This is a genomic window from Caballeronia sp. SEWSISQ10-4 2 (genome assembly GCF_030464885.1).
In the GTDB taxonomy this organism is placed as follows: domain Bacteria; phylum Pseudomonadota; class Gammaproteobacteria; order Burkholderiales; family Burkholderiaceae; genus Caballeronia.
Map to the genome: position 1 here is coordinate 37,602 of NZ_JALPRJ010000007.1, position 24,176 is coordinate 61,777.

A 24,176-nucleotide genomic window follows, 5' to 3' on the forward strand; every position below is an offset into this window, starting at 1 on the left:
CGGCTGTGATGTGCATCGAAAAACTGCCGCTCAAATGCGGATCAAAACCGCGCCGGCCGTGACGAGCACACATGCCAGCACGCGCCGCGCGGTCAGCTTTTCGCGCATGAACAGCCAGCCGATCAGGACGGCGAAGATCGAACTGAGTTCGCGTAACGCCGACACCATCGCAATGGGCAAATAACGAAACGCGATGATCACGATGGTGTAGGCGACCATCGCGATCGCGCCGCCGCTTAAGGCTTGCAGCGAGCGGCGCGGGTCGTCGAAGAACAGGCGGCGCGGGCTGCCGTATCGATGAAAAGCGATTACGGCGAGCGGCACGTTGAAGAGTATGTACGCCCATGCGATATATCCGAAGCCGCTGCCGGCGAGGCGCACGCCGATGCCATCCACGATCGTATAGGCCGAGATAAACGCGCCCGTCACGAGCGCTGCCGGCACGCTAGCGGTCGCGAAGCGGCGCTGGCGGAATGCCAGCGAAATAATGCCGGCCGACACCAGCGTTACGCCTGCAAGCGCGAGCGGCCGGAGGTGTTCTCCCGCGAAGACGAACGCGCCTGCGAACACGAGCAGGGGCGAGAGACCGCGGGCGATCGGGTAGATCTGCCCAAAGTCGCCGGCCTTGTAGGCTTTCGCGAGCGCTACGCAATAGCCGAGTTGCAAAGCCGCCGATGCCGCGATGTACGGCCAACTCTCACGCGCCGGTGCGGGGACGAACAGCAACACGATCGCCGAACACACGAGGTAGGGAAAAGACATCATGCCGAACTGCCAGACACGGTCGCCGCTGGTGTGCAGGAAGGCGTTCCAGGTGGCGTGCAGCAGCGCGGAGAACAGGACGAGCAGGACGATGAAGGGCTGCATCAGGACCACGGGAAGAGTAACGGCATGCGTGGCAACATAAGGCGTTTGATGGCAAAAAGTGGCAATCAGCAAAACGCTATTATGGCAGAGAACGGGAGGTGCCGCTGGCTCAAGCGAGCCGCCCGTCATGACAGTACCGATTGAGCGGGGCCTGAGCGCGTAGCGTTCGACCCCGTGGCACTTTTCTCACGTACCCTCACTGAAGCGAAACCCATGCGCATAGGTCTTGCAGCAAACCGGCTACATCACAGCCGCCTGGGCTCGCCGCTCTTCGACTGGTTGCGCCATACCGAAGCAGGAATTCGGGAGCTGGACCTTGACCTGTGTGCGGTTGGGGGTACTTACGATGCGATAGTCCGTCACGGCTTGCTGGTTGGGTATGCGCGATTGCAGCGTTACCCTCGCGGCCGCGATGGCGGATTGGTAAAGCTCGTGGCAGACGTGGTGGCGCTTGATGAATCCGATAACGTCCTGGACGGGATGATTTATCTGGTTGATCCGATCGACTCGTCCTCGATCCTTCCTGAGGCGATCGCCCTTAAGCGCCAGTGCGTGATTTATCAGAAGCCGTTCATTTCAACCGTCGCCTCAGCCTTCGATTGGATAGAAATGGAACGCATCCGAGCAGGACTCGCACCGGATGACGCGGCTGATCGTTTCCATGCGATTTCATCGCAGACCTTGGCCTTGATCGCTCACGACGCACTTAAGTCGCAGATGGCGTCGTTCGTCGACGATCATTTCGAGCTGCTATCGCAGTTCGCTCATCGTGTGTCCACGGGCACCACCGGCGGAAATCTCAACGCGCTGGCGTGGGCACTTGGCTGGCCGCAAGGCAGGCTATGGACTGAGTGCTGCCGGAGCGGTCCGATAGGTGGCGATGCGCAAATTGCCAATCTGATATTCGAGCAGCGTTGTGATCGCTTGTTCTTTTTTGAGGACCCGCACGTTGCGCGCCAGCACGAAGCAGATATTCAGTTACTTGAACGCGCCGTTACCGCGGTGACCAACGATGTCGTATGCATAGCGTCCCCCCGTGTGGCCAGGCACTGGGCGGAAATGACGGAAAAGCGTGCGAAGCTCCGTCCATGCTAGTGCATGGGGGTGAGTTCTTCCTAAGAACCGCAGCGCATGTCTAGCGCGTTTCGACCTCCAATACTGCTGCGTGGCTGCTGCCGCGAATGTAGTGTTCCAACTGGTTAATCGTAAATTGTTGCTCGGCGATCAGGTTCTTGATGAGATCGCCAATCGACACCATGCCGATCAGCAATCCACCGTCGATAACCGGAAGATGACGTATCCGGTTTTCCGTCATGAGCGCCATGCATTCGTCCGTCGTTTGATTCAAGCGAACGTAGCGGATGGCTTTCGACATGACCTCACTGACCGGCGTCTCTTTTGACGACCGGTCGTGCAACACGATCTTGCGGGCATAGTCACGCTCGGTCACGATGCCGGTGATGTGCTCCCCCGACGTGACCACAAGTGCGCCGATTTGTTTATAGGCCATCAGCTTGATGGCATCGAAGACACTTGCGGACGCCTCGATCGTATGAAATGTCTGATCTGTTTTCGAACTCAGCAACTGCGCGACTGTTGTCATCATGTGCCTCAATCAGGAAATAGGTTTGAGCGGTTGCTCGTGGTGCATTTGCATCAATCAAAAGTCGAACAGGTCGCCGAGAAGCGACTTCTTCTTTTTGTACGGATAACGCCGGTCGCGATAATCGTCGTCGCTGTAACCGTGGCGACGATCATGGTCGTTGTAGTGCCGCCTTTCATCATGGCGGCGCTCGGCTGTCGTACTCGCCAGAGCCTCTACCGGTTGCGGGGCAGATCCACCCGCCGCGCGCTCGATTAGTTTGTCGAGCTCGCCACGATCCAGCCACACGCCGCGACAGGCCGCGCAATAGTCGATCTCGATGCCCTGGCGATCCGCTATCAGCAGATCCGGCGTCTTGCACACTGGACATTTCATTGCCTTGCCTCCTTCTTCAAACACCTTAGCGAGGCCTTAATGTATCGGATGTAGGCTTAATGTAAAATTCGTATTTTAGGTGTCGATACTTCGAGAAAACCGATGGTTTCGTCATTGCTGCGAGGGCATGAATGAACTTCAAGCATTTGTATTATTTCTGGGCCGCGGCGCATGCGGGCGGCATTGCGCGCGCCGGCACGCAGTTGCACATCACGCCGCAAACCCTGAGCGGTCAGATCAAACTGCTTGAAGACGCGCTTAATAAAAAGCTCTTCAAGAAGAGCGGCCGCAATCTCGAACTGACGGATGCGGGCCGGCTCGCGCTTGATTACGCCGATGAAATTTTTTCGCTAGGCGCCGAACTGGAAAGCGCGGTCCGGCAGGAGAAGGAAGCCGCGAGGACGCAACTGCGGGTGGGGGTGGCGGATTCGGTTCCGAAGACGGTGGCTTATCGGCTGCTCGAGCCGGCATTGAACCTGTCAGATTCGCTGCGGCTGATCTGTCATGAGGGCAAGCTGCATGCGCTGCTGTCGCAACTGGCTGTGCATCGGCTGGATCTGATTATTGCCGATGCACCGATCCCGCCCGACGTGAACGTCAAGGCGTTCAATCATTCGCTTGGCCGCTCGACGCTCAGTTGTTTTGCACCGAAAGCGCTGGCGGCACGTGCCGCCAAGGCTTTTCCCGCGTCGCTGAGCGACATGCCGGTGCTGTTGCCCGGCACAGAATCAGCAGTCCGAAGGAAGCTCGATCACTGGCTGAAGTCGCGCATGATATCGCCGCGCATTGTCGGAGAATTCGACGACAGCGCGCTGACCCTCGCATTCGGCCGCGAAGGGCGGGGAGTACTTTTCGCGCCAACGGTCCTGGCGGCACAACTCAAACGTGAGCACGGTTTGATCGAGGTCGGACACATCGACACCATCGTTGAAGAGTTCTTCGCCATCTCCATCGAACGGCGGATCAGTCATCCCGCCATCTCGTCGATCATGAGCGCGGCGCGGAGCAAGCTGTTCAATGTGTAAGGCCAAAACTCCAACGTTTTATCCTCTACGTACGCGCATTTTCAATCCGCGAATAAAAAAACACTTATATTACGTTTAACTTTCATCTATAAATGTCATACGTGTTGCGGACTGCCATGTCACGCATCACGCCTCTGCCCGCCAGGCTTGCCTGCGGGCTTTTTTTTGCCCTGCGTGGCAATCGGAAAAATACTTTCATATTTCTTTCAGTATTAACCCGATCTGGTAAAAACCCTGTCAATTCTTTCTCTTTACTTACATGATATATCACATATCATTTGTTCCATCGCCATCTGAAACCAGAGGCAGGCGATGAGGAAGACGTCCATTCGGCGTCCCGCATATAAGGCAGCGAAGGCCAAGGAGGCAGTAATGGAAACGGATCGCCAGGTGGGAGCGTCGCGGCTAGCGTCGCCATGGGTGCAGCTCGTGTTCGGTGTGATCTGCATGGCCATGATCGCGAACATGCAGTACGGCTGGACCCTGTTTGTGAATCCAATCGATGAAAAGCATCACTGGGGCCGCGCGGCGATTCAGGTGGCGTTCACGATCTTCGTGGTGACGGAAACCTGGCTGGTTCCTGTCGAAGGTTATCTCGTCGACAAGTACGGTCCGCGGCCGGTCGTGGTGGCGGGCGGCTTGCTTTGCGCCATTGCATGGGTGCTTAACTCGGTTGCCGAATCGTTGCCGATGTTGTACTTCGCGGCAGCTGTCGGCGGCGTCGGCGCGGGCGCCGTGTATGGCACGTGCGTCGGCAACGCGCTGAAGTGGTTCCCCACTCGCCGCGGTCTGGCTGCCGGTATCACAGCGGCCGGTTTCGGCGCGGGGTCGGCAGCAACCGTCGTGCCGATCGCGCACATGATCAAGAGCAGCGGTTACGAAGCCACCTTCCTGTGGTTCGGTCTTGGGCAGGGGCTCGTAGTGTTCTTGCTCGGGATGGCATTGTTCGCACCGCCGGCCAGCCTGCTGGCATCGATCAAGAGCGCCTTGAAGAGCGCGGTCTACAACGCGACGCCGAGGCAGGTCGTGAGCTCACCTATCTTCTGGGTCATGTACCTCATGTTCGTCATGATGGCGGCCGGCGGCTTGATGGCGACCGCGCAACTGGGTCCCATTGCGAAGGACTTTGGCCTGCATGATTCGCCTGTTTCGCTGCTCGGTCTGACGTTGCCTGCGCTCACGTTCGCGCTGACTATCGACCGGGTTCTCAACGGGTTGACCCGACCTTTCTTCGGTTGGATCTCGGATCGCATCGGCCGCGAGAACACGATGTTCATGGCGTTCGCCATCGAGGCGATCGGCATCTTGCTGCTGTCGAAATATGGGCAGAGCCCGGTGGCGTTCGTGGTGCTGACGGGCATTGTTTTCTTCGCCTGGGGCGAGATCTACAGCCTCTTTCCGGCCACTTGCGGCGATACGTTCGGGCCAAAATTCGCAGCCACCAATGCGGGCCTGCTCTATACGGCGAAGGGGACGGCAGCCTTGCTCGTGCCGTTCAGCAGCGTGATTACTGCGGCGACCGGCAGCTGGCACGCGGTGTTCATGCTGGCGTCGGGCATGGCGGCGGCGTCGGCATTGCTCGCGCTATTCGTGCTCAAGCCGATGCGGCAGGCTCACAGGCAGAAACACGCGTCGGCGGCAGTCGACATGCCGTTTGGTTCGGTCTTGAAGGAGTAACGCGACGGCTGGCAGAAGCCAATGTGTGGTTGAGCCTTGCTCGTTTCTGACAAAGAATGGCCGGTGATGAAGCCAGCCGTTCGTTATTTCCTGCCGACGAGAAAACAGACGCCTTCGGAGCCGTAACGCTCGCTATGTGTTTCGTTCGCTTTCAGATGGAACACATCGCCTGTCTGATAGCGTGTTTCCTTATCGGCGATGCGCAGCGTCAATTCACCTTCAAGAATCAGGGCCTTGGCTTCGAACGAATGTGCATGCTCGTCGAGAGACGCGCCGGCTTCGCGCTCCACCAGCACGGTTGTCTGAAAACCCTCGCGTACGAGCATTTCAATGAAATCGTCGCGTTCCATGATCGTTCCCCTTCTCCCCGCGCTTTCCTCACCCACTAATATAAGTTGAAACGACGCGAAGCAGGCGACGGTGCTCCGCGCCCGTCAAGCAGTGGTAGCGAACACGGCACGCCGAGGCAGCCTCATGCGAGCGATTCAAAAACCGCGACGGCCTATTGCGTCCCTACGTCAGTCGCGCGACCGTCCCCGGATCCGGCTCCCCGCCGAAATACGTGTTCAACGCCGTTTCAAATGGCGTCTTGTCGCGGGCGGCGTGGGCGAAGAGCGTCATCGATGAATGGAATTTCAGGTCGTCGGGGTAACCGAAAATCTGCTCTACCGAGCGGCCTTCGAGCGTGTTCACGATCTGCGTAAGCACCAGCAAACGCTCGCCGAGCACGGGATGCTCGAGGTAGGCCCGCGCCTCATCCACCGATGAAATCGCGTACCGGCGCGCCATCTCGCTGTGGCCCAATCCCTGGATTTGCGGAAACACGAACCACATCCAGTGCGTGCGTTTTTTGCCGGCCGCGAGTTCGGCCGTCATCGTTTCGAACAGCGGATCCTGGGCATCGATAAAACGCTGCAAATTGAAAGGATCGGTCATGACGGCCTCCGGGGTCTTGCTGGATCTGGCCGGAAAGCGCTGCAAGCTGAGTTCCCGTCGCGTTTGGCGGCCACGGGCTCACCTGCAATCCCGGCCGTCTGCGAACGATATGCCGCTTTCTGCTATCTTCACGGCCATGCAAAACATCATCGAAATCTCGAATCTGTCGAAGAGCTATGCGTCCGGCTTCAAGGCGCTGAAAAACGTCACGCTCGGTATCCGCCGTGGCGAAATCTTCGCACTGCTCGGGCCGAACGGCGCCGGCAAAACCACGCTTATTAGCATTGTGTGCGGGATTGTGAATCCCACGGAAGGCACGGTGCGCGTCAACGGTCACGGCATTATCTCCGACTACCGGGCGGCGCGCGCGATGATCGGCCTCGTGCCGCAGGAGCTCACCACCGACGCCTTCGAGTCCGTCTGGGCGACCGTTTCATTCAGCCGTGGCCTGTTCGGCAAGCCGCCGAATCCGGCGCACGTCGAAAAAGTGCTGAAATCGCTGTCGCTGTGGGACAAGAAGGACAACAAGCTGGTCACGCTGTCGGGCGGCATGAAACGTCGCGTGCTGATTGCCAAAGCACTCGCGCATGAGCCGGAAATCCTGTTCCTCGACGAACCCACTGCGGGCGTGGACGTCGAGCTGCGGCGCGACATGTGGAATCTCGTGCGCGGCCTGAAAGCGAGCGGCGTGACGATCATCCTGACGACGCATTACATCGATGAAGCAGAGGAAATGGCCGACCGGATCGGCGTGATCAGCCGCGGCGAGATCATCCTGGTCGAGGAAAAAGCCGAACTGATGCGCAAGCTCGGCCAGAAGAAACTCGCGCTCCAACTGGAAGACGAGATCGAGCGGATTCCCCACGGCTTGAATGCTTACCGCCTCGACCTGTCCGCCGACGGCAGCGAACTTACTTATACCTACGACGCGCAGGACGAACCGGGACGCATCATTACGCTGCTGAAAGATCTCGCCGATAACGGCGTCAAGTTCAAGGACCTGCAAACGACGCAAAGCTCGCTTGAAGACATTTTCGTGAGCCTGGTCGGAGAGAAGAAATGAATATTCACGCAATCCGCGCGATCTACATATTCGAAATGGCGCGCACCTGGCGCACCATCATGGGCAGCATCATCTCGCCGGTGATCTCGACCTCACTGTATTTCGTGGTGTTCGGCGCGGCGATCGGTTCGCGCATTCCCGAGGTGAACGGCGTGAGTTATGGTGCGTTCATCGTGCCGGGACTCGTGATGCTGTCACTGCTGACGCAGAGCGTGTCCAACGCGTCGTTCGGCATCTACTTCCCCAGGTTCACCGGGACCATCTACGAACTGCTGTCGGCGCCGGTGTCGTATCTGGAGATCGTGCTGAGCTACGTGGGCGCGGCCGCCACCAAGTCGATCATCCTCGGCCTCATCATTCTCGCGACTGCACGCTTGTTCGTGCCGCTGCACGTCGATCACCCGTTCTGGATGATCGTGTTCCTGCTGCTGACGGCGGTGACGTTCAGCCTGCTGGGTTTTATCATCGGCATCTGGGCGGACGGGTTCGAGAAGCTGCAGGTGATTCCGCTGTTGATCATCACGCCGCTGACGTTCCTCGGCGGAAGTTTTTATTCCATCGACATCCTGCCGCCATTCTGGAAAGCCGTCGCGCTGTTCAACCCGGTGGTGTATCTGATCAGCGGCTTTCGCTGGAGTTTCTACGGTACCGCCGACGTCAGTGTCGAGATCAGCCTCATCATGACGCTGGTATTTCTCGCGGTGTTTATCGGCGTGGTCGCGTGGATCTTCAAGACAGGCTACAGGCTGAAATCATAGGGAGCGTGGCTTATGCGTGACGTGTTGATCGAACGATTCGGGCTTCAGCCGCATCCCGAAGGCGGCTATTTCCGCGAGACCTTTCGCGGCGCGGAAAACGTCATGCGCGAGGCTTCACCGGGCGCGACGCGCTCGGCTTCGACGGCGATCTACTACATGCTTTGCGACGGTGCACATTCGGCGTGGCATCGGATCCGCTCGGACGAGGTGTGGCATTTCTATGCAGGCGAGCCAATCGATATCCATGTCATCAATACCGCCGGCGAGTTGCTCACGCATCGGTTGGGCAACGCGCTGACGCATGCCGACGCCGTGTTTCAGGCGGTCGTTCCGGCGGGGCAGTGGTTTGCGGCTGAACTATGTGCTCAGTCGGCGTTCGCGCTGGTGGGTTGCACGGTGGCGCCGGGTTTCGAATTCAGCGAGTTTGAACTCGCCGATGTCGCGGCGCTGGCAAAAGCGTATCCACAGCACGAGGGCGTGATCAGGCGGCTGGGCCCGGCGGTGAGATGAGGACCAAACCTTGAGCGTGCGCGGTAATGCGACACCCGCGCATACGGAACGTTGCGGCGAGTTGCAGCGATTGCTACGAGCATGATGAACGTCCTCTCGCGCTGACCAGGCAACGCAAGCAAACGTTAAAACGCAGCGACAAAAAAAGCGGCGCTCTCATTTCTGAGGCGCCGCTTTTTCACACTTCTATTATAGATTGGCCCGGACTGCGTCGCGGACGGCGTCCATCATGCCGCCGTGATTCAGCGGAATGTCGAGTGAATCGCCATAGACGTCCTGATCCGCTTGTGCACGCGCTTCTTGCGATTCGCGGCGCATCGGCGCTTCGTACGCTGTGTCTGCGGACCGGATGGTGTCTCTGGCTTCGACGCGCTGCGCTTGATAACTCTTCACGATGAACTCCTTGCAGTGATGGAGCGGCGGGAGACTGCGATGCTACGGAACTGCCGTGACAGATTTACGACTCTTGGCGCTTTTTGGTGCGCGACTGGAACGGCGGGCGGGCCGCTCGCCTTGTCCGTGTTGCGCATCCTGCAATGAAAGCGCGGCTCTACAGTTTAATAGCGTCGCGATGGGGGATTCATACTTCTGGCTTATGAAACAATGCAGGCTGTATCAGTGTGCAGCGCAGAATTGGGCTTGAAACTTGCGTTTGCAGAAAGCGCGTGCGGAGGTGGCCTGAAAGCGCCCGTCAAAACAAACGCCGTTTCCAGAGGAGGGTGAGAATCGACACAGCCTTACGCTTTCCGCTTGAGCATTACGCTTGGCGCGAAAAGTTAAAGCACTTTCTCAAGGTCGACGTACACGGTGACGCTGTTCCACATAATGGAAAATGCGACCGCATGGTGCGGTCGCATTTTTTGACTATGCAAGCGTGCTCGACCAATCTGTCAGGCGTGCTGGTCCTGCAAATCTGCGTCGCTCGTCTCGTCCTGTGGCATGGAAGCCGCAAGAATCATCGCCGATGCGTTTTGCGGTTTCGGATCGCGCTGCGACGGCCGATACACCGAGTCGCCTCGGTGAATGGCTGCGCCGGTGAGTGCGCATGCGCCCTCCATTGTGGCCGTGGTAACGCGCCAGCCCTGATAGCCATAGTGGCAGGTCGCGGCGTCGGACCAATAGACAATCGCTGTCGCACTGCTTGGCCGCTCGATCACACGCACAACGGCCTCAGGAAATGGCCGCGGCGATTGCTGCGATTGCGGGGAGGCTGCGCGCGGGTGATCACGCTCCCACGCTCGCGTGAGCCGCTCTAGAAACGGGTGCGCGGCCTTTTGCTGCGGTGCAGGTTCTCCGGCGCCGCTGTGGGTCGCTGTCAATGAGCGGACCGTTTGCAGCCACGGGTCCGCGCTTCTCGCTAACGCTGTCATGGTTCGTTCCTGGCATGGTTCACGCTCGAACTTACGCAATCAGCCAGTTCCGATAAATAGCGTTAAGGTGAATACACTGTCTTATCAGCGCGAATAATCGTATCAGTGCGTTATCCAATAAGGCTTTCCGGGATATTGCGCCGCAACGGAAGTCATATTTGCGTTTCATTGAACGTTTTAATGACATCGATAGGGGCAAGGATCAACAGCAAAAGACAGATGCCACGATGCCGGCGCGACAAGAAATGTATAGGTTACGTAAGGTGTCAACTTTAGCCAAAGGCCGTGAATTGCAACTTGCGTGGTTCATACTAGCGGCGCACTTACAACGTTGAACGAGGTATTCGTGAAGAAAAATCGTATTGCTGCTGCATTGGTGTTTACAAGCCTGGGTTTGACATCGGCCGCGTTCGCTCAAAACAACGACAATCACGGCGAACAACAACAGCGCCCAGGTGGCCCTGGCATGCAAGGTCACAATGGCGGCGGTCATCAGGATCAGAATCACGGTCAGCAAGGCGGCCAGCATCACGACGACGGCCATCCCCCGATGCACGCAAACAATGGCCGGGGACACGGCCCCGACTACGCGCATGGCGACGGTCCGCACGACTGGCACCGCGGTGACCGCTTGCCGGACGACTATCGTGATCGCCAGTATGTGGTCGAGGATTATCGCGGCTACGGATTGCATCAGCCCCCGCGCGGCTACCACTGGGTGGGCGTAAACGGCGACTACGTGCTCGCGGCTATCGCGACAGGCGTGATCGCGCAGATCGTGCTGAGCAACGGACGATAACTGCAACCGGTATTCGCGGACCGCTCTCATAGCGGGGAACGCCGCGTGTCGAGACAGCGAGGCCGGTCCAACGCGAGTTGGACCGGCCTCGTTTTTTGCGAGTCAAGCGCTATGGATTGCGCGGTGACGTTTTTGCACAGGCTGCGGTATCCGTAATTGCTTTGACCACGCGCGCCAGTGATTTCAACGCCACCTCGGGCGAGTCTTCGAACTGCGCGCCCACGATGGCTCCGTCCACCGCCATCGCCAATGCCCGCGCATCGGCCTTCGCGGTTCTCGACGATGCAGGCAACAGCGTCCTGATGACCGCGGCCATGTCCAGCTTGTGACGTCGTGAGATATCGACGGCTTCGGGCAAGGTCCCACCCACTTCCACCACTGCGTTGATGAACGCGCAGCCGCGATACACATCGCTCTCGAACCATTCCGCCAGCGCCGGGACCAGCGCATCTGCATCCGCGCCATGACGCTGGACCGCGTCTTCGAACCACGTCATCCAGTTGCGATGCCGATATTCCAGAAATGCCACGATCAGATCGTTTTTCGCCGGATAGTAGCGATAAAACGTCTTCTTGGCGACGCCCGATTCCGCAATCACACGATCGATTCCGGTCGCGCGAATGCCGTCGCGATAGAACAGCGCGTGGGCGGTGACGAGAATGCGCTCAGCGGGTGAGAGGTCCGCGTCGGGAGTGGTTATATCCATGATTTCGTCATTGTAGACAGGTCTGTCTCCCTGCGCTAGAGTGGCGAAGTAGACAGACTTGTCTACCGCCAATCAACAATCCACGATCAAAAGGAAACGTCATGGAAGGCAAACCGCCGTTCCCGCCATTCGATGCCGAAACTGCCCGGCAAAAGGTCCGTCTCGCGGAAGACGGCTGGAATTCCCGCGACCCGAAGCGCGTCGCGCTGGCCTACAGCGAAGACACGCGCTGGCGCAACCGTGCGGAGTTTGTGTCGGGACGTGCGGAAGTGGAAGCGTTCCTGGCTCGAAAGTGGGCGCGTGAACTCGACTATCGGCTGATCAAGGAACTATGGGCGTTCACTGGATCGCGGATTGCGGTGCGTTTTGCTTACGAATGGCACGATGATTCGAAAAACTGGTTCCGCAGCTACGGCAACGAGAACTGGGAGTTCAATGAAGCGGGCTTGATGACCTTTCGGCACGCGAGCATCAACGACTTGCCGATCAATGAGTCGGAGCGGAAATACCACTGGCCGCTGGGCCGGCGTCCAGACGATCATCCGGGCTTGAGCGACCTGGGTTTTTGATTGGCGCGTGGCCGGCAGTCTCATCGATCTTCGCTGCCCCTTCATCGCTCACGAAGACGGATTGCATCGATTGACTGCCGGAATGCTACTTGCCTCGCCGCCGGTAAAAAGCCCACCATCCCGCCAGCACGGTGAAGCTCGCGACGATCGCCATCATCACCCAGAAACCGTGCTTGTTTTCGGCGAGCGGAATCCCGCCGACATTCATGCCGAAAATGCCGGCGACTATATTGATCGGCAGCGCCAGTACGGTGACCAGCGTCAGCGTGAAAAGCGTGCGATTGCTCTGCTCGTCCATACGCGCGGCGATCTCTTCCTGCAGCAGCTTGATGCGTTCGACGAGCCCGGCCAGATCGCCCAGCACCAGCGAAAATTCCTCGGTGGCATCGCGCAGATCCTGCAGGTCGAGCGTTTCCAGCCAGTGCGGCGGCCGTGCCAGCAACCGGAAAATCGACCCAGGTTCGGGCGCGAGCAAACGCTGCAAGCGCACGAGCACACGCCGCGACGCACCGAGTTCAGAGCGGGTGGCGGGAGAGCGCATCGAGAGAAAACGGTCTTCTATCTGGTCGATATCAATGCTCGTGCGCCGCACGATCTGCACAAGCAGATCGGCCTGGTCACGCAGCAGATGAATGAGCAACTCGGCTGTCGACCTGAAGACCTCTCCGCTGCGTACGGATTCCCGCAGCGTATCGATGGAGCGCAGCGGTTTTAGCCGCGCGGTGACGAGCAGTTTTTCGCGGGTGTAGACCCATAACGTCGCGATCTCGGACGGCGTTATGTCGAAATTGAACATCACGTCGTTGATGACGGCGAGCAGCGCGCCTTCCTGATGTTCGATCCGCGTGGAATGCGAGCCTTCGCGCAGGGTTTCGAAGAAGGCGTCCGGCAGGTCGAGCTGCGTGCGCATCCAGCGTTCGCTTGCGCCGTTCGCCAGGTCGAAGTGCAGCCAGACAAAATCGTTTACCGCACGTTCTGCGCTGGATTGCGCCAGCCACTCCAGCGCACCGGAGGAGTCGATCGGAACGCCGGCCGAGTCTGGCACGAAATGAAAGCCGCACACGATGCCGGAAAAATCGGAGGCGTAGGGCAGGGCAGTGGTCATCGGCAATTGAAAGGTAATTTGGAGTTCGATTGTCCCCGCCGCACAACTGGAATCAAACGACGGTCGCCCGGATTTGCGTTACTGTTGGAGAAATGCCGCGTGTCATTGGAAATACTTTTGGCTGTCACGCCTTCTGGGTAGACTCGCGCGGCGCGAGAAGGCTGTCAGGCGTAGCCCGACCCTTTTCGCCTCATCGGGGACACATATGGAAGATCGCGTCGAGCAGGACGAACCTACGCAAACCACGGCAGATGGACTGACGCGGCTCGCGACGAGCATCGTCGAATTGCTGGGCGAGCAGGCTATCGACAGCCGTCTGGGTAACAAATTGCTGAAGCGGCTGGAAAAGGAAGCGAAGCTGGTGGCGGAATCCGGGCCGCAGCCGCTGAACAAGACGCAAAAGCGCACCTTGCGCGACGCGCTGGACGGACTCGAACGCGCGCTGAATCAGGTCGATGCGAATTTGCTGGTATCGGCGAATGCAAAACTACGCTCGACGGACGAATCTCCCGGCAAAAAGATCAAAACCAAAGCCTGAAGCGCGGCCAGTGCGCTGTCCGGGCAAGCCGTCGAGGCGCCGGTTTTAAGTGCGTCAGGCTTTATCGGACAAGAGAGCTGGCGGTTTTTTCATTACGCCGACGCAAGCCGCTCGCAAGATGTGCCCAGCATGGCGCGGAAAATGCTGGTTTTGCTGCACATGCATAATTCTGAGCGGCCATGGTTTCAGTCTCCTCTACCCCAAGCTGCGTGTTGTGGACCAACCGCAACGTTGACGCCGACGCCGAGCGCTGGCGAATCCTGGTTGTCGACGACAACGCTGCCAGCGCCGAAGGCCTGGCCGCGGCGCTGAACGCGGACGGTTGCGACGCGCGTTATGTACTGAGCGGCGTGGACGCGCTGCAGGCTATTGATGGCTGGGTGCCGCACGTCGTGGTACTCGACATCAGCATGCCGGAGCACGACGGTTTTGCGACCGCGCGGGTTCTGCGCCGGATTTCTCCCACTCGAAATGCCGGAATCATTGCGTTTACGGCGCTGGGAGAGGATTACGTGCGCTCGAAAGGCCTGCACGCAGGGTTCGACGGCTACTGCCAGAAGGGCAACGCGCCCGGTGTGCTGGTGGACCTGATCAGCCGGCTCGTCCAGGTTCATTGATTGCCTGATCGAAGATTAGTTGGCTTCGACAGGTTTCGACCCCCAAAAAATCTTGCTTGCCCCAACTTCCGCGTGAGCCTTTTGCAGGCCCGCGCGCGCCGTTTTTAGCCGATGCGGACGCCACCCCATTATTGGTCTATCCCGAAAAGTGTATTGAAGTTTATGGGGATAAAAAACCGATAGTAGGGGTATACACTGCATTTCATCGACGAAGCAGCCCCCGACGCAAAGTTTGATCGCTGCGACGCCATATGAACCAGTCGAACGTCCCAACGTATATCGGAGCTCATCATGAAAAAGAATCTTCTCGCATCGTTACTTATCGCCGCTACCGCTTCTATCGCTGTTCCGGCATTTGCCAGCGGCTACGGCCCGGCACCTTCGTATCGTCCGCAGGTTGGCGCACCGGCTTCGCAACAAGGTATGAACGTGCAAACTATCGCTGCTCAAAACAACAACGCTGACGTGAACGCCTACGGTGGCGCGAAGACGACGGTGTCGCAATCGGGTTCGAGCAACGATCGCACCAGCAAGTCGCAAGCTGTTTTCTTCGGTCAGTAATTTTCGAGCTCCTACGCGCACGGCCGGCAGTACGCGTGCCGTCGTGAACGCGCCAAGCTTGATGACCGGGTAACGCACAAACGCCCGCTGAACGAAAGTTCAGCGGGCGTTTGTGTTTGCGAGCGAAGCGTGAAGCGTGGAGAAAGACCGCTTCAGGTGCCCGTCAGCTTGAGCGCATCGCGCATCACGGTCGCCAGTTCCCCCGCGGCGAACTTGGCGACGTAAGCGTTGGCGCCCACCTTGCGCACGTGCTCCTCGTTTGCAGACCCCGACAGCGACGAGTGGATCACAACGGGAATCGCCTGCATTCCGGCGTTCGCCTTGATGCGGCGCGTCAGCGTGAACCCGTCCATTTCCGGCATTTCCAGATCGGTCAGCACGAGCGCGATTTCGTCGGCGGCACAACCGCCGTGCTTTTCCGCCTTGCGCTGCAAGTCTTCCAGCACATTCCACGCTTCCTGGCCGCTTTTGGTCATGATGAACGACACGCCCATCGCGTTCAGGCTTTGCGCGATCAGGCTGCGAGCGACACCGGAATCATCTGCAGCCAGCACTTTGGTGCCGGGTTTCAGAATCAGCCGGCCGGTACTCGATTCGTCGATTTCCACTTCCGTCGAGGGCAAGACGTCGCGCAGAATCTGTTCGACGTCAAGCACTTGCGCGAGCCGCGAGCCGTCCACGTTGCCATCGAGGCGCGCGAAACTCGTCACGGTCCCCCCGCTCGAATGCGATTCCGCCGACAAAACCTGATTCCATTCCAGCCGCACGATGTCGTCGACTTCCTCGACGGCGAAACCTTGCGTCGTGCGCGCGAATTCCGTAACCAGCAGGATCTTCGGACCGTTTTTCGGCCGGCAGCCCGTGACTTTCGCCAGGTCGATCACAGGGATGATCTGACCGCGGATATCGGCTACGCCGAGAATCTCCTCGTTTGCGCCGGCGACCATGGTGATCGTTGGCATCGCGAGGATTTCGCGCACTTTGAACACGTTGATACCGTATAGCTCGCGTTGTTCGGAGTCCGGTGCTTCGCCCAGGCGGAACAGGAGCAGTTCGAACATGTTGTTGCCGGCGAGTCGAACCCGCTGTTCGATATCGTGTTGTGAACTGCTCAAGGTGGTTCTCCTGATCGATTTATGCCGGGCTTCTTAGTAGCCGGTTCCTGATTAGCGGCGCGGCGTCGGGAAACTGAAGCATTTTTCGATGCTTTATGACGGGACCGTTTCAGGCCGGGTCCGTCACACATCCGGCGGCATCGGGATAGACCCTCAGACGCGTAAAAAGCAGTGTTTTCCAGCGTTCACGCAGCAGGCGTCTGGCCTATACTTTTTGAATGGGCTGGGTAATGCGGATGTAAGGCACAGGAACGCCCGCCAGCCGGCAGGCGTCGCGCGGTTCAACGGAGGCGTTCGATGGCAACAGTCGCACAAGTTCTTAATTCGAAATCCGATCACACCGTCTTTACGATCGCCGACACGGCATCGGTCTACGAGGCCATCGCGATGATGGCGGAGAAGTACATTGGCGCGCTGATCGTGACCCACGGCGAAGAGATCGTCGGCATCGTGACCGAGCGCGACTACGCGCGCAAAGTCGTGCTGATGGACCGTGTTTCGCGGCAGACGCCGGTGCGCGAGATCATGACGGCGCAGGTGCGTTTCGTGCGGCCGGACCAGACCACGGACGACTGCATGGCGTTAATGACCGAGCGGCGCATGCGGCATTTGCCTGTGATCGATGGAGAGAAGCTGGTGGGAATGATTTCAATCGGCGACCTGGTGAAAAATATTATCTCCGAGCAGCAGTTCACGATTCATCAGCTCGAGGGATATATACGAGGCGAGCACGTGTAGCTCGCCCGGGAGGGACGCAACGCGGCGTAGGAACGCCGCGTTGTGTTTTTTGTTGTTTGTGTTTTTGTTTGTGCCGCTGCGTGTGCATCGCGCCAATGCAGCGGGTGTCAACTCGTGTTGTTCAAAGTCCTTCCTCTTTTAAGGCTCCAGCGCGCGTCCCCGCATCGCGTTCGTTCGGCCAATCAATCTGTAAGCTGATTGTTATAATTGTCAGGTACTGCGCATGGGCCTGACTTCGATGCGCCCGATTCATCGCCGAGTAACACTCAATCCGACCTGAGAGGAGCGCTATTAGTGAAGCCCGCCGAGCTTTTCACGTCATCTTCGGTTGCCGGTTCCAGTGGCCATGCGCCACGCACCATCGCTGCCGATGCACCGTTTTTTATCGTGATGAACGCGGGCTCGGGGCGCAAGCAAAGCGACGAAACACGTGCGGCACTGGAAGAGACACTGGGCCGGGCCGGGCGCAAGTTTGAGATTCGCGTAGTCGCGGAACCTTCCCAGCTTGCCGATACCGCCCGCCAAGCCGTGCGCGACGCGAAAGCGCAAAACGGCGTGGTGGTCGGTGCAGGCGGCGACGGCACGCTGTGTGCGGTGGCGCAAGCGGTGCTCGGCAGCGGGTGTGCTTTCGCCGTGCTGCCGAGTGGTACGTTCAACTACTTCAGCCGCGACCACGGCATCTCCGCCGATCCGGCCGAATCGATTCCTTTGCTGCTCACCGCGCGAGCGTTTCCGGTGCAGGTCGGCTTCGTCAATGACCGCATGTTCCTCGTCAACGCGAGTCTCGGTTTGTATCCGAAGCTGCTGGAAGACCGCGAGATCTACAAGCGGCAATTTGGCCGCAGCCGCCTGATCGCGCTCTGGTCCGCAGCCATGACGCTGCTGCGCCCGCACCGTCAATTGCGCCTGCACATCGAGCACGATGGCACAATGCAAGAGGTCCGGACTTCAACGCTCTTTGTCGGCAACAATCGCTTGCAGCTTGAACAAATCGGCATGGCGGAAGCGCCGCTGCTGGAACGCGGTTTGCTCGCCGCCATCGCACCGCGGGCAATCGGGCGGCTTGCGCAACTCGTCCTCACGTTGCGGGGCGCGGCGGGCAGGATGAGCGACGCGGACAACGTGATCAGCTTCGCGTTCAAGCGCATCACGGTGACGCGTGCGTCGAAGCGCAGCCGGCCCGTCAAGGTAGCCACCGATGGCGAAATAACCTGGCTCAACATGCCGCTCGAATTTCGTGTCGCCCCGGAGCCGCTATTCCTGCTCAAGCCCGAGGCCGAAGTGGCCAACGCAAATCGCTCATGACCCTGTTGCTCCAGATTTCAGATCCGCACTTTGGCACCGAACAACCGCCGGTCGTGGAAGCATTGCTGCGTCTCGCCACTACCCTGCGGCCCGACCTCGTGGTGATGTCCGGCGACATCACACAGCGCGCACGGCGTACGCAATTCAATGCAGCGCGCGCGTTTGTTGACCGATTCGATGCGACGCCGTTTGTTGTCGTGCCGGGCAATCATGACATTCCGCTCTACAATCTTTTCGCCCGTGTGGCGCATCCCTATGCGAACCATCGCCGTGTGTTCGGTTACGATCTCGAACCCGTGTTCGAATCGGCGGAGTTGCTGGTGATCGGCGTCAATTCGACGCGGGCGTATCGTCATAAGGATGGCGAAGTATCGGTGCAGCAGGTCGAGCGCGTGGGACGCCGGCTCGAACGCGCCACGCCGCAGCAATTGCGCGTTGTCGTGACACATCAGCCGGTGGTGGCTGCACGCGCCAATGACATCAGGAACCTGTTGCACGGCCGCGAACATGCGATCGAACGCTGGTCGCAGGCGGGCGCGGACCTGATCCTGGGCGGCCATATTCATCTCCCTTATGTTTCACCCCTGCACGTTGCGTACAAGGACCTGCCGCGTCAGATGTGGGCGGTGCAGGCGGGGACGTCGTTGTCCTCGCGCGTGCGTGGCGCCGTGCCCAATTCGGTGAATGTGATCTACTACGACGCATCGCGTACGGACGCGCGCCACGTGAGCGTTGCGCGCTGGGATTTCAACCAGGCGCGCGCATCGTTTGAATCTGTCGTGCAACACGAACTGGACTTGGATACTCAGTCACTCAAGACTTCTTTAGCGACGGTTTTATGAAACAGATTGACGAGCCGTACGCCGGTTTGGTTAGCGTGGCGTATCTGGCGGGCGAGCACGCAGTTTTGTTGTTTGCGGTGTCGCTGGTTCTTGTGATGGTCGTGGTACTCAGTGTCTGGGGGATCGTGCATCGCTATGGTATGCCACGCGAAGAAGGCGGTCCGTCGCACAAGGTTCTGCTGGTTATTCACCTCGCGGTGAGCTTTGGCGTCATCGTTGGAGCGGGTGCGTTGTTCGCCGCAATTGCCGACGAAATCGGCGTAGGCGAAACACTTGGCCGTGTCGATCAGGCTTTTGCCGACGGCATCGCGAGCGCTGTTCCAATCGGCATGATCCGGACGTTCGCGCTGATCACGCATCTCGGCGATGCATGGCTGCTCGGCATCTGGTGCGTGCTCGGCGCAGCCATCCTGACGGTGCAGCGAAAGTACGCGCTCGCCCTTGGTTTTGTGCTCGCAATAGTCGGCAACGGCCTGCTCAACAACACCTTGAAGCATGTCTTCGAACGTGTGCGTCCAGTGCATGATCAATCGATCGCCACCGCCAGCGGATGGAGTTTTCCAAGTGGCCATTCATCGGGCTCTCTCGTCACGTACGGCATCATTGCGTATGTGCTGGTGCGCGTCTTGCCGGAAGGCTGGCGCTTGCCGACAGTCATCGCTGCCACGGTCATTGCGTTCACGACCGCGAGCAGCCGCGTATTTTTGCGCGTGCACTTTGCGAGCGACGTGCTGGCGGGCTTTGCGTTGGGAACGCTCTGGCTGGTGGCGTGTATCTTGAGCATCGAATTGACGCGCAGGTACTGGCCTTCGCGGCGTCAGGCCTGAGGGTGGATCGACAGTTCGGGAAAGCCGGTGCGGGGATCGAACTCGCGTGAGAAGCGGAAGCCGGCCAGGCGAACGAGCAGGATTTCCGCCGTCGTTCGCACGATGCAACCCGCCGATACATGGCCGCCGGACACGTGGCCTTGGGCATCGGAGACGGCCATGTGGAGATGCGCGCCGTCGGCAGCAAGAGAACCTGCGAGCGTGAGGATTTCGAGGTCGCCTGTGAGCCGGGTTGGTTGATCGAGACCGGCATAGCGAAGGTTCGCAACGCTCAGGCTGCCGATGCCCTGCATCACGAACGCAGCGCCAATCGGACTGTCCCGCGCAATGGCTTCAAGCGCGCCGCGCAAGTCGTCGCCCGGAACAAGACGCACGGGAAGTGTTTGCATAAGTGAATGTCCACGGGGTACGCGATGCTTCAATGATGGCATGATGATCCCGGTTCACGCAAAGCCCCCTGAATTCATGCACTCAAACTGACATTTCCCATGACGACAGAACTTCACATCCTCGCCTGGGCGCTTGTTCTCGCCCTGATTCAGGTGCTGCTGCCATCGGTGATTCGAAGCCGCGAGACGGGCCTTGGTCACAATGGCGGTCCCCGGGACCAACCCGGACCGCCAGTCGGCAAGCTGACCGGCCGGCTGATGCGTGCGCAGAGCAACCTGTTCGAGACCTTGCCCGTGTTCGCCATCGCCATCCTGATTGCGCATCTGACTGGCCGCGAAGGCACGCTGACGCTGTGGGGCGCGTGGTTGTACATCATCGCGCGCGTGGTCTACCTGCCCTTGTATGCGGCCGGGGTTCCGTTCCTGCGCTCGCTCGTATGGCTCGTGTCGCTCTTCGGTATCCTTCTCGTCCTCGTTCCTATCATCTGAAACCGGAGTCCAGTCAATGACCGCTTTGCTTGCCACGATCGACGTGGAAACCGCGCCGAATCCCGAGTTCGCCGTGATCCTGATGCACGGCCTGGGCGCCGATGCCAATGACTTCATTCCGCTCGTGCCCGAGCTGCGTCTGGGCGATTTGCCGGGCGTGCGCTTTGTTTTTCCGAATGCCCCCGAAATGCCTGTGACCGGCAACAACGGTTATGTGATGCGGGCGTGGTACGACATCTTGTCGTTCGAAGGCGTCAACCGCCGCGTTGATGAAGGCGGGTTGAAGGTATCGTGCGAGCGGATTCGCGAACTGATCGCGCGTGAGAACGAGCGCGGTATTCCGACCTCGAAGATATTCCTGGCGGGATTCTCGCAAGGCGGAGCGATGACTTACACGGCCGGGCTCACGCACCCCGAGAAACTGGCGGGACTCATCGTACTGTCCGGTTACGTGCCGTCGCCTGCTTTGATCGATGCGGCGTTCAGCGAGGCGAACCGCGACACGCCGATCTTCGCCGCGCACGGCACGCAGGATCCGGTGTTACCGATCGAGCTGGCCACCCAGGGCCGCGACTTTGCGCTTGCGCATGGCTGCAAGCTGGAGTGGCATACGTACCCGATGCAGCACTCGGTTTGCGCCGAGGAAGTCGAGGCCTTGCGAGTGTGGCTGGGCGACAAGCTGCGCGGTTAAAATGCCTTGAACAAGGTGTTTTTGTACAACTCGAGCATGCCTGGGGCATCCACGCCAATGCAGACCGACTGCGCCGGACGTTCGTCCCAGTCCGGCGCGGGAACGCGCATGGTCGAGGGTTTTTGTATCGTCTGACCGGTCGCGATACCGCTGGTCAGAACGCGCACCGGACCCTTGCGCACGGTATAGAGATGCGGAGCCAGCACGTACGCCACCGCCGACGCATCATGGACGTAGATGCCTTCAAGTCCGGCGCTGTCATGATGGAACTGCGCGTAATGACGCGACACGTCCCACACGAAACGGCCGGCGTCGCCCGCGCCATCGCGAATCGTTGCAAGCCATTCGTTTGGCATGATCGTGTCTTGCGTGACGTCGAGGCCAACCAGTGTCACCGGCCACGCAGCGCCGAGCACGATATCCGCTGCATCGGGATCGCACATGATGTTGGCTTCGGCGGCGGGCGACACGTTGCCGAGCACGCCCGCGATGCCAAATGCACCGCCCATGATGACGACTTGCTTCACTAGCCGGGCGATGTCCGGGCCGGCTTCCAGCGCATGCGCAAGATTCGTCAGCGGACCGACCGCGATCAGCGTCACTTCGCCGGGATGTGCGCGCACTGTATCGACGATGAACTCATGTGCCGGGCGCGCGTCGAGCGAAGTATCGGCGGGTTCGCTCAGTTCGATATTGCCGAGACCGTTGTCGCCGTGGATCCAGCCGAGCGGTGCAGGCGGCGCGCGATGCAACGGCGCTGCCGCACCACGCGCCACCGGCACGCCGGGCGCAAAACGCGAGCGCAGATAGACCGCGTTGGCCGTGGTCGTATCGATGGTCGCGTTGCCGAACACGCTCGTGATGCCAAGCAGTTCGATCTCGGGATGCAGCGCCTGGAACACTAGCGCCATGGCGTCATCGACACCGGGATCCGTGTCGTAGATAACCTTATGGATTGTCATAGGTAGAACGCGTCCGGGAGTTGTTCGCGGGCGGTAGTGTCGCGGATCGCGCCATTCAGATTGCCGAGGCGAATAGTCAACTCGGGGCCGCCCAGTTCAATGATTACCTGACGGCACGCGCCGCAGGGCGCGATGGGTCCATCCGTGTCGCCGATCACCGCAAGTGCCGCGAACTGGTCACGCGCGTAACCCGCGGCGATCGCGCTGAAAAACGCCGTACGTTCAGCGCAATTGCACAATCCATACGACGCATTCTCGACGTTGCAGCCATCGAAAACGCGGCCGTCTTTCGTGAGCAAGGCGGCGCCGACCTTGAACCTGGAATAGGGGGCGTAGGCGTGTTCGCGTGCGTTCTTCGCGCGTTCGAGCAACTGCTCCATCGTCATGATCTTCTCCTTAATTCAGCGTCAGGAACATCCCCGCGATGGTCGCGCTCATCAGGTTCGAGAGTGTGGCCGCGAGCACGACGCGCAGGCCGTAGCGCGCCACTTCCGAGCGCCGCTCGGGCGCGACCGCACTGAAGCCGCCGGTCAGCACGGCGATCGACGAGAAATTTGCGAAACCGCACAGAGCGAACGACAAGATCGCTATGGTACGCGGATCGAGCACCTGCAATCCAGCCGCGGCGACGCTGGCGGAGTCCTTCAAGTACGGGGACAGCGACGCGTAGGCCACGAACTCGTTGAGGATAAGTTTCTGACCGAGGAAGTTGCCGGCGAGCGTGGCCTGATCCCACGGCACGCCGATCAGATACGCGAGCGGTGCGAACACGGCGCCGAGCACGGATTGCATAGACAAATTGGGGTCGCCGAACCATCCGCCGATGCCGCCCACAATACCGTTAAGTAACGCGATCAGGCTGACGAACGCGATCAGCATGGCGCCGACCATGACCGCGATCTTCAGGCCGACGGTCGCACCGGAACTCGCTGCTTCGATCACATTCGCCGGGCGTTTTTCGTCGAAGTTCAGGTTATCGAGCGTGACACGGCTGGCTTCGGTTGAAGGATGGATGATCTTGGCGAACAGCAGTCCACCCGGCACTGCCATGAACGACGCAGCGAGCAGGTATTCCACCTTCACGCCGAGGCCCGCATAACCCGCGAGTACCGAACCCGCGACTGCCGCCATGCCGCTCGACATCACGGCGAACAGTTCCGCGCTTGTCATGTTGCGCGCGAACGGCTTCACGACCGCGGGCATTTCGCTCTGGCCGAGGAAGATGGTGGTGACCGCCGAGAACGATTCGATCTTCGACACTCCGAGCAGCTTCTGGAAGATCGTGCCAAGCACACTCACGATCCAGCGCATGATGCCGAGGTAGTAGAGCACCGAGATCAATGCGGTCACGAAGATGATAGCGGGCAGCACGCGTACGGCGAAGACGAAGCCGCCGTTGCCGAAGAGTTCGAACATCTTCGATTGAACGAGGCCGCCGAACAGGAATTCGATTCCTGCGTTGCCGTAGCCGAGCACGTGATTGATGCCCGCTGCTGCGGCCGAGGGCACGCTTTTGCCGATGGGCACGAACAGGATGAATGCGCCGATGCCGACCTGCGCCAGCAGCGCGGGTAAGACGGTGCGCAGGCGAATGCCGCGGCGATTGGTAGAGAAGATGAAAGCGATGAGCAGCAGTACGGCGATGCCTAGCAGGTTGCGTACGATCAGGGCCATGTCTCTTGATTCATGTTTATCAGAGGAATGGCCGGATGCTACGCCATGTGTGGGGTTTAGAGAAT

Annotated in this window: 31 protein-coding genes; 17 read left to right on the forward strand and 14 right to left on the reverse strand. The window is 59.5% G+C overall.

What is annotated here, in order from left to right; genetic code table 11:
- Positions 1-30: 30 nt before the first annotated feature.
- The gene (locus tag M0D69_RS06490; RefSeq protein ID WP_301781238.1) at positions 31-867 is read right to left on the reverse strand and encodes a DMT family transporter; all 837 of its coding nucleotides are present in this window, start codon (positions 865-867) and stop codon (positions 31-33) included.
- 213 nt (positions 868-1,080) lie between these two features.
- On the opposite strand from M0D69_RS06490, the gene M0D69_RS06495 reads away from it, so the two are divergent.
- Positions 1,081-1,962 (forward strand): methylglyoxal synthase, encoded by an 882-nt coding sequence (locus M0D69_RS06495; protein WP_301781239.1) that lies wholly within the window; start codon positions 1,081-1,083, stop codon positions 1,960-1,962.
- A gap of 40 nt (positions 1,963-2,002) precedes the next feature.
- Here the strand turns inward: M0D69_RS06495 and M0D69_RS06500 are convergent, their stop codons facing one another.
- On the reverse strand, positions 2,003-2,470 hold the full coding sequence (locus M0D69_RS06500) for a CBS domain-containing protein (RefSeq protein WP_301781357.1): 468 nt from the start codon (positions 2,468-2,470) through the stop codon (positions 2,003-2,005).
- A 57-nt stretch (positions 2,471-2,527) separates the two neighbouring features.
- Positions 2,528-2,845, reverse strand: a complete 318-nt coding sequence (locus tag M0D69_RS06505) for a zf-TFIIB domain-containing protein (protein ID WP_301781240.1) — start codon at positions 2,843-2,845, stop codon at positions 2,528-2,530.
- A 131-nt stretch (positions 2,846-2,976) separates the two neighbouring features.
- Here M0D69_RS06505 and nhaR point away from each other — a divergent pair, with 131 nt between their 5' ends.
- Together nhaR and oxlT are read left to right on the forward strand one after the other, a co-directional pair.
- Positions 2,977-3,870, forward strand: coding sequence for a transcriptional activator NhaR (gene nhaR / locus M0D69_RS06510; RefSeq protein WP_301781241.1), 894 nt, complete (start codon positions 2,977-2,979; stop codon positions 3,868-3,870).
- A 372-nt stretch (positions 3,871-4,242) separates the two neighbouring features.
- Positions 4,243-5,547, forward strand: a complete 1,305-nt coding sequence (gene oxlT, locus M0D69_RS06515; protein WP_301781242.1) for an oxalate/formate MFS antiporter — start codon at positions 4,243-4,245, stop codon at positions 5,545-5,547.
- An 83-nt stretch (positions 5,548-5,630) separates the two neighbouring features.
- Here the strand turns inward: oxlT and M0D69_RS06520 are convergent, their stop codons facing one another.
- Complete coding sequence (locus M0D69_RS06520) at positions 5,631-5,897, reverse strand: cupin domain-containing protein (protein ID WP_301781243.1); 267 nt, start codon at positions 5,895-5,897, stop codon at positions 5,631-5,633.
- Between the two features lie 163 nt (positions 5,898-6,060).
- Positions 6,061-6,483, reverse strand: a complete 423-nt coding sequence (locus tag M0D69_RS06525; protein WP_301781244.1) for a DUF1810 domain-containing protein — start codon at positions 6,481-6,483, stop codon at positions 6,061-6,063.
- Between the two features lie 136 nt (positions 6,484-6,619).
- Between M0D69_RS06525 and M0D69_RS06530 the strand changes: the two genes are divergently transcribed.
- The 3 genes from M0D69_RS06530 to M0D69_RS06540 are packed head-to-tail and all read left to right on the forward strand — an operon-like array spanning position 6,620 to position 8,814.
- Complete coding sequence (locus tag M0D69_RS06530) at positions 6,620-7,546, forward strand: ABC transporter ATP-binding protein (RefSeq protein ID WP_301781358.1); 927 nt, start codon at positions 6,620-6,622, stop codon at positions 7,544-7,546.
- Entirely contained in the window at positions 7,543-8,304 is a 762-nt protein-coding gene (locus M0D69_RS06535; RefSeq protein ID WP_047845791.1) for an ABC transporter permease, read from the forward strand. The genes M0D69_RS06530 and M0D69_RS06535 overlap by 4 nt, the downstream gene beginning before the upstream one ends.
- A gap of 12 nt (positions 8,305-8,316) precedes the next feature.
- Positions 8,317-8,814: a cupin domain-containing protein gene (locus tag M0D69_RS06540; RefSeq protein WP_301781245.1), complete on the forward strand. Its 498-nt coding sequence runs from the start codon at positions 8,317-8,319 to the stop codon at positions 8,812-8,814.
- Between the two features lie 189 nt (positions 8,815-9,003).
- Here M0D69_RS06540 and M0D69_RS06545 read toward each other — a convergent pair whose 3' ends face one another.
- The gene (locus tag M0D69_RS06545) at positions 9,004-9,207 is read right to left on the reverse strand and encodes a hypothetical protein (protein ID WP_047845793.1); all 204 of its coding nucleotides are present in this window, start codon (positions 9,205-9,207) and stop codon (positions 9,004-9,006) included.
- Between the two features lie 497 nt (positions 9,208-9,704).
- Positions 9,705-10,184, reverse strand: a complete 480-nt coding sequence (locus M0D69_RS06550; RefSeq protein WP_301781246.1) for a DUF3331 domain-containing protein — start codon at positions 10,182-10,184, stop codon at positions 9,705-9,707.
- Positions 10,185-10,530: 346 nt separating this feature from the next.
- On the opposite strand from M0D69_RS06550, the gene M0D69_RS06555 reads away from it, so the two are divergent.
- Positions 10,531-10,983, forward strand: a complete 453-nt coding sequence (locus tag M0D69_RS06555; RefSeq protein WP_301781247.1) for an RcnB family protein — start codon at positions 10,531-10,533, stop codon at positions 10,981-10,983.
- Positions 10,984-11,092: 109 nt separating this feature from the next.
- Here the strand turns inward: M0D69_RS06555 and M0D69_RS06560 are convergent, their stop codons facing one another.
- Entirely contained in the window at positions 11,093-11,689 is a 597-nt protein-coding gene (locus tag M0D69_RS06560) for a TetR/AcrR family transcriptional regulator (RefSeq protein ID WP_301781248.1), read from the reverse strand.
- 101 nt (positions 11,690-11,790) lie between these two features.
- Between M0D69_RS06560 and M0D69_RS06565 the strand changes: the two genes are divergently transcribed.
- The gene (locus tag M0D69_RS06565) at positions 11,791-12,258 is read left to right on the forward strand and encodes a nuclear transport factor 2 family protein (protein ID WP_301781249.1); all 468 of its coding nucleotides are present in this window, start codon (positions 11,791-11,793) and stop codon (positions 12,256-12,258) included.
- Between the two features lie 85 nt (positions 12,259-12,343).
- Here M0D69_RS06565 and M0D69_RS06570 read toward each other — a convergent pair whose 3' ends face one another.
- The gene (locus M0D69_RS06570; protein WP_301781250.1) at positions 12,344-13,363 is read right to left on the reverse strand and encodes a transporter; all 1,020 of its coding nucleotides are present in this window, start codon (positions 13,361-13,363) and stop codon (positions 12,344-12,346) included.
- Between the two features lie 205 nt (positions 13,364-13,568).
- On the opposite strand from M0D69_RS06570, the gene M0D69_RS06575 reads away from it, so the two are divergent.
- From M0D69_RS06575 to M0D69_RS06585, 3 genes are all read left to right on the forward strand, one after another.
- On the forward strand, positions 13,569-13,901 hold the full coding sequence (locus M0D69_RS06575; RefSeq protein WP_301781251.1) for a hypothetical protein: 333 nt from the start codon (positions 13,569-13,571) through the stop codon (positions 13,899-13,901).
- Positions 13,902-14,080: 179 nt separating this feature from the next.
- Entirely contained in the window at positions 14,081-14,518 is a 438-nt protein-coding gene (locus M0D69_RS06580) for a response regulator (RefSeq protein WP_301781252.1), read from the forward strand.
- 291 nt (positions 14,519-14,809) lie between these two features.
- The gene (locus M0D69_RS06585) at positions 14,810-15,079 is read left to right on the forward strand and encodes a hypothetical protein (RefSeq protein WP_301781253.1); all 270 of its coding nucleotides are present in this window, start codon (positions 14,810-14,812) and stop codon (positions 15,077-15,079) included.
- 152 nt (positions 15,080-15,231) lie between these two features.
- On the opposite strand, the gene M0D69_RS06590 is transcribed toward M0D69_RS06585, so the two are convergent.
- A complete protein-coding gene (locus M0D69_RS06590) occupies positions 15,232-16,194 on the reverse strand; it encodes a chemotaxis protein (protein WP_301781254.1) in 963 nt (320 codons plus the stop codon).
- A 297-nt stretch (positions 16,195-16,491) separates the two neighbouring features.
- Here M0D69_RS06590 and M0D69_RS06595 point away from each other — a divergent pair, with 297 nt between their 5' ends.
- From M0D69_RS06595 to M0D69_RS06610, 4 genes are all read left to right on the forward strand, one after another.
- Entirely contained in the window at positions 16,492-16,932 is a 441-nt protein-coding gene (locus M0D69_RS06595) for a CBS domain-containing protein (protein ID WP_301781255.1), read from the forward strand.
- 390 nt (positions 16,933-17,322) lie between these two features.
- The gene (locus M0D69_RS06600) at positions 17,323-18,237 is read left to right on the forward strand and encodes a diacylglycerol kinase family protein (RefSeq protein WP_301781359.1); all 915 of its coding nucleotides are present in this window, start codon (positions 17,323-17,325) and stop codon (positions 18,235-18,237) included.
- Positions 18,234-19,079 (forward strand): metallophosphoesterase, encoded by an 846-nt coding sequence (locus tag M0D69_RS06605; protein ID WP_301781256.1) that lies wholly within the window; start codon positions 18,234-18,236, stop codon positions 19,077-19,079. The genes M0D69_RS06600 and M0D69_RS06605 overlap by 4 nt, the downstream gene beginning before the upstream one ends.
- Positions 19,076-19,906 (forward strand): phosphatase PAP2 family protein, encoded by an 831-nt coding sequence (locus tag M0D69_RS06610; RefSeq protein WP_301781257.1) that lies wholly within the window; start codon positions 19,076-19,078, stop codon positions 19,904-19,906. The genes M0D69_RS06605 and M0D69_RS06610 overlap by 4 nt, the downstream gene beginning before the upstream one ends.
- Here the strand turns inward: M0D69_RS06610 and M0D69_RS06615 are convergent.
- The gene (locus M0D69_RS06615) at positions 19,897-20,295 is read right to left on the reverse strand and encodes a PPC domain-containing DNA-binding protein (protein WP_301781258.1); all 399 of its coding nucleotides are present in this window, start codon (positions 20,293-20,295) and stop codon (positions 19,897-19,899) included. The two genes, M0D69_RS06610 and M0D69_RS06615, sit on opposite strands and share 10 nt — an antisense overlap.
- 99 nt (positions 20,296-20,394) lie before the next feature.
- On the opposite strand from M0D69_RS06615, the gene M0D69_RS06620 reads away from it, so the two are divergent.
- The gene (locus M0D69_RS06620; RefSeq protein WP_301781259.1) at positions 20,395-20,784 is read left to right on the forward strand and encodes an MAPEG family protein; all 390 of its coding nucleotides are present in this window, start codon (positions 20,395-20,397) and stop codon (positions 20,782-20,784) included.
- Between the two features lie 16 nt (positions 20,785-20,800).
- A complete protein-coding gene (locus M0D69_RS06625; RefSeq protein WP_301781260.1) occupies positions 20,801-21,475 on the forward strand; it encodes an alpha/beta hydrolase in 675 nt (224 codons plus the stop codon).
- Here the strand turns inward: M0D69_RS06625 and M0D69_RS06630 are convergent.
- The 3 genes from M0D69_RS06630 to M0D69_RS06640 are packed head-to-tail and all read right to left on the reverse strand — an operon-like array spanning position 21,472 to position 24,111.
- A complete protein-coding gene (locus M0D69_RS06630) occupies positions 21,472-22,437 on the reverse strand; it encodes a nucleoside hydrolase (protein WP_301781261.1) in 966 nt (321 codons plus the stop codon). The genes M0D69_RS06625 and M0D69_RS06630 overlap by 4 nt on opposite strands.
- Entirely contained in the window at positions 22,434-22,823 is a 390-nt protein-coding gene (locus M0D69_RS06635; RefSeq protein ID WP_301781262.1) for a cytidine deaminase, read from the reverse strand. Before M0D69_RS06635 ends, M0D69_RS06630 begins: the two co-directional genes overlap by 4 nt.
- Positions 22,824-22,833: 10 nt before the next feature.
- Positions 22,834-24,111 (reverse strand): NupC/NupG family nucleoside CNT transporter, encoded by a 1,278-nt coding sequence (locus tag M0D69_RS06640; RefSeq protein WP_301781263.1) that lies wholly within the window; start codon positions 24,109-24,111, stop codon positions 22,834-22,836.
- Positions 24,112-24,176: the final 65 nt, after the last annotated feature.